This window comes from Shewanella sp. A22 (genome assembly GCF_053850585.1).
Genome location: NZ_JBSQBN010000171.1, coordinates 1 through 7,631, shown reverse-complemented (window position 1 = coordinate 7,631; position 7,631 = coordinate 1). Strand labels below are relative to the sequence as shown.

Below are 7,631 nucleotides of genomic sequence, written 5' to 3'. Positions count from 1 at the left end.
GAATCGACTTCAATCAGAAATTACCTTTAAGAAAGGAGTAAGAGCAAAACAAATGAAGGCCAATCGTAATCCCGACTACCTTGAAACGGTCATATTTGGCAAGTGAATTTTCATGCTCTTGCCCTGTGTACGACCATAATAAAGTTTGATAAAAATTATGGTTGTCATGAACGGTAATACCGCTATTGTTTGATAATTTATCTGAGGACGAATATCAGTTTCTGATAATTAAGTTTGATCATTTTCAAACTCACTTTTGGACAAGAATCATTTAGTGCTTAGGCTCTAAACTATACCGCTCACATTATCATTACTAATGACGATCTTAAGAAAGCGGCTTTATGTTCATTAAGAGATGGATGGATCTTAGTTCACTCTCGAAACAAGAAGCTAACCAAAAATAGGTTAGGCGTTCTAAATGAACCGCCCTGTACGGAGCCCTATACAGAGTGGTGTAAATTCATTTAAGCTAACGCTCAACTATTGGGCTGATAAAGCTTGGCTAAAATTGTGTAGCGAAGCTTGTTAGCCTATAACAAACTTAACTTATTCTATAGTAACAATAAACTGCCTAAAGCACCGATCTACTTGCGCGCCTTTAACCTCATTTCCGTGACAGAAAAAATTATATCCATTTTCAACTTCTCGTCCGTCTTGTAATACAAACTTATGAGGTTTAGCGCACATTTTGTTAGAACACTTTACGTAAGTATGCACATTAAGTTGTTCGAATGTATGAGTGCAAATTACCTCATTGCAATTCATCTCTGTAACAATATAAGTCAAAATAATTCCCTCAGTTAATAGTGAGCACATCAAAGCGTATCGGCAACAAAACAGCATCCCGATATTAAAAGAAATCAAAACGTTCCTCGACACCAACGTGAACAAAGTGGCCAAAGATAGCTAAACGGGCATCGCCATTCACTACATGCTGAATCAGTGGAAAAAGCTGACGATTTACTGCACCTGTGATGAGCTGTGTATCAGCAATATCTTAGCTGAGAATGCTATTCGCCCGTTCGAGGTTGGGCGCAAAGCCTGGCTGTTTGCGGATACCCCGCAAGGGGCCCATGCCAGCGCGGTATGTTACAGCATCGTCGAAAGTGCAAAACATAATGGCCTTGAGCCATATCAGTATCTTCATGATTTGCTGACCAAGCTGCCATATGCTAAAACAGTGGAAGAAATAGAAGCACTGCTGCCATGGAGCATCAACAAGGTCGAATGATCGCATCAGCTGTCAAGCATGCGGAATATTGAGCGCTTACATAATTTCTAAGGTTTTCGAAACTTTCCACCAACGGTAAACAACACCAACAAATGCTGACCAAAGAACTAATTAAGCAACTTGAAACCCATTAATTGATACAAAGAAACCTTTGAACTTATTGACCAATTTTAATTTTTAATTTTTGAGAAGTGTTTTTTTACTTTCACAATTTCATCAAAGATATATTTAAATTTATCAAAATTAATGCTTGATTTACCTGAACGCACAATTTTAGTGGAAAAAACATGTTTTCCGAAGTGTTTAGTATCATCAAAATGGTTCGCTGTTGAAAAAGTTTTTCCATTGATAGTTTTACCGAGAGTTGCAGCATCAAAAAGGTCCTCCATTGCTGAATCTTTTCCTCCAGCATTTAGAGGTGTCAGAATAAGGTACAGATTATGGAACAAGTGAATAAACCCGCTTCTTTTTAACGTTGCTATGTCATTGGGACATGATTTAACTTTTTTAACTAAATGGTTTAATAATTCTTTAGGACCTGTATCATTATCAAGCACTAAGATTACTGGATTTTTCGCTTTCTTGCTTTCATAGTATTTTAAATCATCAGCATATCTTTGAACAAATCTTACAAATGGTGTCGCACCATCACCAAGATCGAGTAAATACATAGTTTTACGATTTAAATTAGGGAACTTTAGCTTTGGTGAATACTTTGCTTTAGCTGATTTAGGGTTAACTAACTTAGGGTAAGTAGTTTGAAGGCGACTTAAAGCACTTTTTAAATAAACATTATCTGTTTTCCCTTCGGTTAATATCGTGGGATATTCATTTGCAAAAAAGTGCTTATATTGCAGAAACCTTCCATAGACAACTTCTCGTGAATTAAGTTTGCCACGAAACTTATTTAGACCGTTGTGTACCTTAGGTTCGAATTTTGGCTCAGGGTGATTCTTATTTTCTAGGTTATTATAAAAGTCGACCGAATCGATAAACGTCAATCGACCTTCTAGATCTGATAAATGGCCATCTCTAAAAGAATCATCTTGTTCGGCAACTTGAAATTTTCCTGTTTTGAATAGAGAGTGAGCCATCGCTCTAGTTGTACGCCAATATTCTGATTTAACACTGACCTTTTTATTTACAACTAAGCCGGTTGCTTCCTGCCTAGAATCTTTAAATTGTAACCTAGTTTTTGTGGGGTTTACTGCAAACCCTGCACGCCTTATCTCACCTAATACTTTTGAACCTAGTGTTATATTTTCAACGTCTTTAACAATGGCTGTTGGAAAAGTTTTTTTCCTAGTAGAAAAAGTTATGTCATCAGCATATCTTGTATAAGAACACCCATTTCTTTTAGCTAACTTTGACAGTTTAATATCAAGACTGTTAGTTATGAGATTAGCAATCACTGGAGAGCAAGGACTGCCTTGAGGCAGAGTGTCTTTGTAGCAAGCTATTTGAGCAATAATGGTTGCTATATGCGGATCTAATTTAAAGTCTCTATTGGCAATAAAATATCCACGAACTCTACCAAAATTGAAGCTTCCAAAAAAATCAGCTAAATCCAAATTCAATACATTTTTTTTGTTACGATGGATACGAGCATTTGTAATTATGGATCTTTTTCGTTCAAAGCCATGTGAAAGAGTGCATTCAACTTTATTATCAAGATGAATAACCGCTTTACAATCCAATAGTAAATCTGACAATTTACGTTGTAGGTCTTTCAGCTCATCTGATGGTGCACTGATTGTTCTGACACCACCTGATTTTTTAGTAATATCGAATTGATGATAGTGCGAATTTACGTGTGACTCTACACCAGGTTTATACAAGGTTCTGGTAAGAAAAGCAGCTGAAACGCCCAATATCGATGCTAATTGAGGTTTTGTTTTAGCTTGTTTAAGTAATAAATAGTTTCTTCTATGAATCAAATTACACTCTTTAATCGTTAAAGCAAAAAAGTAGCTCACATGCACTCTTACGCGCCGCTAGCGAGTAATTCAGGAAAGCAATATGGAGCAATCCGAGAAGGCGAGTCACTTGGACCATGTTGTCACAGGTTGCGAAACGCAACCAACAAATCTGCATGTGAGCCAAATCCAATGTACAATAAGAGTTAACTTTTTGAAAGAAAAAATATTTAAAAGAAAAACATGCCAATATTGATACTTTTGGTAGGGCAAATGTATTCCAACAAAATCTGAGTGGAGTATTTACTCCAGCCTGTTTTGGGGCATAAATGTGCCAGCAGTATTCGACTGGCACGCCTTTGCACATCAACGCGTTATTAAGCATGCTCAAACTTACTTGATCAATTACCTCTTTTAACTTGCTCAATTTGCAGAGAAGCTTTTAGGCGGGGAGTGTCAGCTGAGTCGCTACAAAAAGTTATTCTTATCCTCTATTGTCTGCGATGGCTTAACACGATGACATTACTCATATCCACTGGTTGAGGCTTTAATGCCCACTGTTGCCACTGGTTAACAAATTCTTCATTAGGGAAAAAGTGCTCCTTCTTGTGCTTACTATTACGAGGAAACTGACCTGAAAATAAGTTAAAGCCAAGTAGATCAACATCTTCAAGTAACATTCCATCTTCATAGCAGTGACGTTCAAGATGCCAATGAACGTCATTTAGGTGAGCTTGCACGCTACGGTCACTTCGAGGGTAGAAGGCACAGTCATTAACTTCTCTGTCATAATGGTCAACACAGTTCTCTACCTCGACCGTATCAACACCGCTTTCATTGGCTAGACTGTGAAAACACGCCTTTAGCATTGGCTCAAAGGTATTGAGAAACTGATAAATATCACCTTTCTTTCCTGCTAGTACTGTTATACAAAAACGACTTTGATAATCCATCGCCATTAAGTATCTTTTGCGTTTAATGGATACACAATGTAGTACCCACTGCCATTGAAATTCACCATTGTTGTCGGTATCAACACCGTTTGGAAAAACAGGCGTTTCAATCGACTCTGCGATGGTTTTATGTGGCGCAGGCTCTAGATCTGAAACCTTTTGGCCTTGACGTGTAACCGTAAAAAACTCTACTGCGGCTTTGGTGAAGTTAAAAACTAACATTTCGTATTACCTATTTTTGATAGTACATCACCATCGTCATGGTGTTCTATTTTTACTCGCATTACATGATCACTCATACTAAATATGAGGAATATTTTATGGTTTATCGCATTATAATAGTTTAGGCAATGAGGAAACTGAAAAATGTTAGGGAAAGCAGCACTGAATTGGAATGGGACATAAGTAAGCTAACATTTTATTTGTTCTCATAGCTCAAAATCAGTAGAAAATGCAAAAAGCTAAATATGCTTTGATGTCGTTGTGGCTGCTTATATCCATTGTTGACCAATGCGATTTCTAAAAAACCATTACCATCATGGTTACCTAAGTAGAGTCCTTGATCCTCTTTTGCAAAAAAAAAGTTTTTAGGATTAAAACCAAAATCTGAGATTGTTTTTTTCCACCGAATTTCAATGTGCTTTGACTCTTCAATAGTTAAATCGGCCCTGTAAAACGTGAATACTAAATGCCTACCCTTTAAGCCTAAAAGTTGACAAAAACGCATAAACATTCTTGATAATGTTGAGTCCGGACACCTCAACTCATAACCTTTACCTGGTACGGCGTATTTTAATATTTCCATGCTCAACCTCACGTTAGCTAAGGTTAACGGTTCAACCCCTATACTCTTATCGAATTTGTCGCAAAGATACATAAATACTTTACTGGATTTAGCAACAGTTGCATCAGCTTTGGCAACATATTCGGCATTATGTAATCTTGGAAAGGCTGGGATCAATGGAAGTCGCTTACCTATGCGCGGGTAATGTTGATGTATTTGCTCAGCATTATTAAGTAGTTGCTGTAACTCTTCGAGTGGAACATTGTAATATTGAGAAGACTCGATAACCGAGCTGACTTTCAAGGCGTTCAGTGCACGAGCCCAAGTCATGCTGCTTATCTCAATATTTGGTTTTATTTCTTTGTCATACGTTGAAAATGTTGGCACCGATAAGGATGACGTTAATGGTGCAGGCTTTATTGCTAATTTCGCTTCTGTATCTCGAGTGTAATAGTTTAACCTTTCAGCCAAACTTAAGCCCGACTCTGGTTCTAGCCAAGATACTCGCCCAACACATTCTGAAGTAAAATACTTAGTTAACGTAAAGTAAGGCTTTAAGTCTAAGTAGTACAAAATATCTTTAAGGTGTAAATAGCTATTTAACGTTGATTGAACATCTTTATGCCCCATCAGATGAGCCAAGATGAACATTTTTTTACGGCTATTCATATTAAAGCGTAATCTGCTTTGTAACCGTTGTAGGTAATCATCATCGAATATTTGATGACCGAATATCGTTAGTTGTACACGCCCCTGCTTTATGGTTCTTGGATTTAAGCGGCACCAAGACCAATTAGCAAAACTATGACGAAGATGATGAATTCGTAAAGTGTAGTCTTGAGTAAAGTGACGGATTAAATCTGTTATTAACTCATAAGCCTGATTGACTCGAGTCGCATCTTCAAACAATAGCGCCTTTTTGTTTGCACCTGAGTGTTGCTGTATTTGATATCGCACCCGTAACTTTTCAATGGCTGTCTTTGGCCAAAGCGCATCTAATGGTAATTCACGACGAGCAGAAGTCGTTTTCAGTGAGCGATGCTGATTGGGTCTAACCGAAAGCTGCACATAGTCAAATGCATCTTTGGCTGGCGTATTGACTGCAAATGAAAAGTCAGCCCAGGTTAATTTTGCAGCTTCATTCCTTCGCAAGCCGCTGTAAAAGCAAAAACATAACAAAAAATAAGCATATTGATAGATAAGACCATCATGAATATGATCTAAAAAATATTTCAATACTTCATCAATATGACTTGGTGAAATTAAATTCGCGTCAACTTCACTAGAACTACCAATAACATCGATATCGGATAGGCAGAGATCTCGAACTAAATTTGTTTCTATTAAAAACTGTGCAAAATAATACACATATTTTTTTCGTTGGGCTGAGGTAAAAACGTCAGAGGATTCATTCAGTTTATTAGCCCAATCCTCTCCCGATAATAACCCTATATCGCACGTACTAAATACGACGAGAAACGGATTGCTCAAGCTTTTGACATAATCCACTGCAGTGGCCAACTTTAATCGGCGCTTGTAGGTACCTCCATTTTTTAACAGTGAGAATAACCAAGAGCATAGCAGCCAGAGGTAAGGATTGGCGGTGACATCTAATGACTTAAGCTTTTTACTTAAAGTATCTAAACATGCTGATCTTGATGTTTTCTTGCTTAAAGCTGAATAAATGCCATCTAGTTGTTTTAATGTGGCATCAATATCGATAAAGCAATGGTTTTTGTTCGCCACAAGTCGCCATGGCTTAAATTCGTTTGTGCCTAAATCACTTGCCCCTAACAAATGCGGCTCGAAATGTAAGCATGCTTTATCAGTTAAAATCCGTATAAAAGCATAATCTGCTAATGCTTGGCTCATACTGGGTAAAAAATACATTTGATACTGCACTGGTCCTAAATGCAGTATGTTATAAATTTTTCGAAGAGTGCATAGTTGAAGCATTGATAGATCTGACCAATCAAACTCAGATGTCGTGTTTAAATACTTTACAATGCAAGCTTGGATTTTTGATACACTTTGTTTGACGTTAGCCCATTGTTGTAATGCCATTACTGCAACATCACTTAAAATGTATCGTGATTGAGCAGTTGTTATCTGCTGTTTTTGCCAATAACAAATTCCGCCGACGTAAAACACATCCTGTGGATGTTCAAGAATAGACATAAGCTCTTGAGTATCGCTTACGTTAACGGTTAAATATACCAACAGAGCAGAACGACCTAGTTTTTCGTTATTAGATAGAGCTCTATTTGGGCTAATTAATTCTTTATCGAGTAACGAGAAAAGCATATCAACAATTGGCAGCTGGACGAGCTCAACTGGCGATATAATGGGTTTATCTCGTTTAAGAGTAATAATCGACGGTATGTTAGGAGAATCAATACCATGATGCTTTTTGGCATAGTTGAGTATTGACTGCAAAATCAACAACTGCGTTTGCTTACTCAACACCGCTGGTTTAAGTTGCGCAATTAATGCCTCTAGCTCAGCAGGTAAAATTTTTGTTTCCGATAGGATGATTCGTTTTTTTAAATGCCCAAGTAAATTGTTATAAGATTGATAAAAATCCTCTTCAACTTTTCTTAAAGCATCTTCTTCAGCTTTACTTTGAGTATCATCTTCAGCTTTGCTTTGAGTATCATCTTCAGCTTTGCTTTGAGTATCATCTTCAGCTTTGCTTTGAGTATCATCTTCAGCTTTGCTTTGAGTATCATCTTCAGCTTTGCTTTGAG

General features: G+C 37.3%; 4 protein-coding genes. 1 reads left to right on the top strand and 3 read right to left on the bottom strand.

Features of this window, described 5'->3' with window-relative positions:
• Positions 1–916 precede the first annotated feature (916 nt).
• A complete protein-coding gene (locus ACWXWT_RS19300) occupies positions 917–1,231 on the top strand; it encodes a transposase domain-containing protein (protein ID WP_456043197.1) in 315 nt (104 codons plus the stop codon).
• A gap of 170 nt (positions 1,232–1,401) precedes the next feature.
• Here the strand turns inward: ACWXWT_RS19300 and ACWXWT_RS19295 are convergent, their stop codons facing one another.
• The 3 genes from ACWXWT_RS19295 to ACWXWT_RS19285 all read right to left on the bottom strand — a co-directional run.
• Positions 1,402–3,207 carry a retron Ec67 family RNA-directed DNA polymerase/endonuclease gene (locus tag ACWXWT_RS19295; protein ID WP_456043196.1) on the bottom strand — a complete coding sequence of 602 codons (1,806 nt, stop codon included), beginning with the start codon at positions 3,205–3,207 and terminating at the stop codon, positions 1,402–1,404.
• 431 nt (positions 3,208–3,638) lie between these two features.
• The gene (locus tag ACWXWT_RS19290; protein WP_456043195.1) at positions 3,639–4,322 is read right to left on the bottom strand and encodes a DUF6933 domain-containing protein; all 684 of its coding nucleotides are present in this window, start codon (positions 4,320–4,322) and stop codon (positions 3,639–3,641) included.
• Positions 4,323–4,518: 196 nt separating this feature from the next.
• A partial coding sequence (locus tag ACWXWT_RS19285; protein ID WP_456043194.1) for a tyrosine-type recombinase/integrase occupies positions 4,519–7,631 on the bottom strand: 3,113 nt, incomplete at its 5' end.

Bases quoted from the DNA above. Each gene is read 5' to 3' on its own strand.
- ACWXWT_RS19290 (WP_456043195.1), bottom strand. From the start codon at position 4,322: ATGTTAGTTTTTAACTTCACCAAAGCCGCAGTAGAGTTTTTTACGGTT.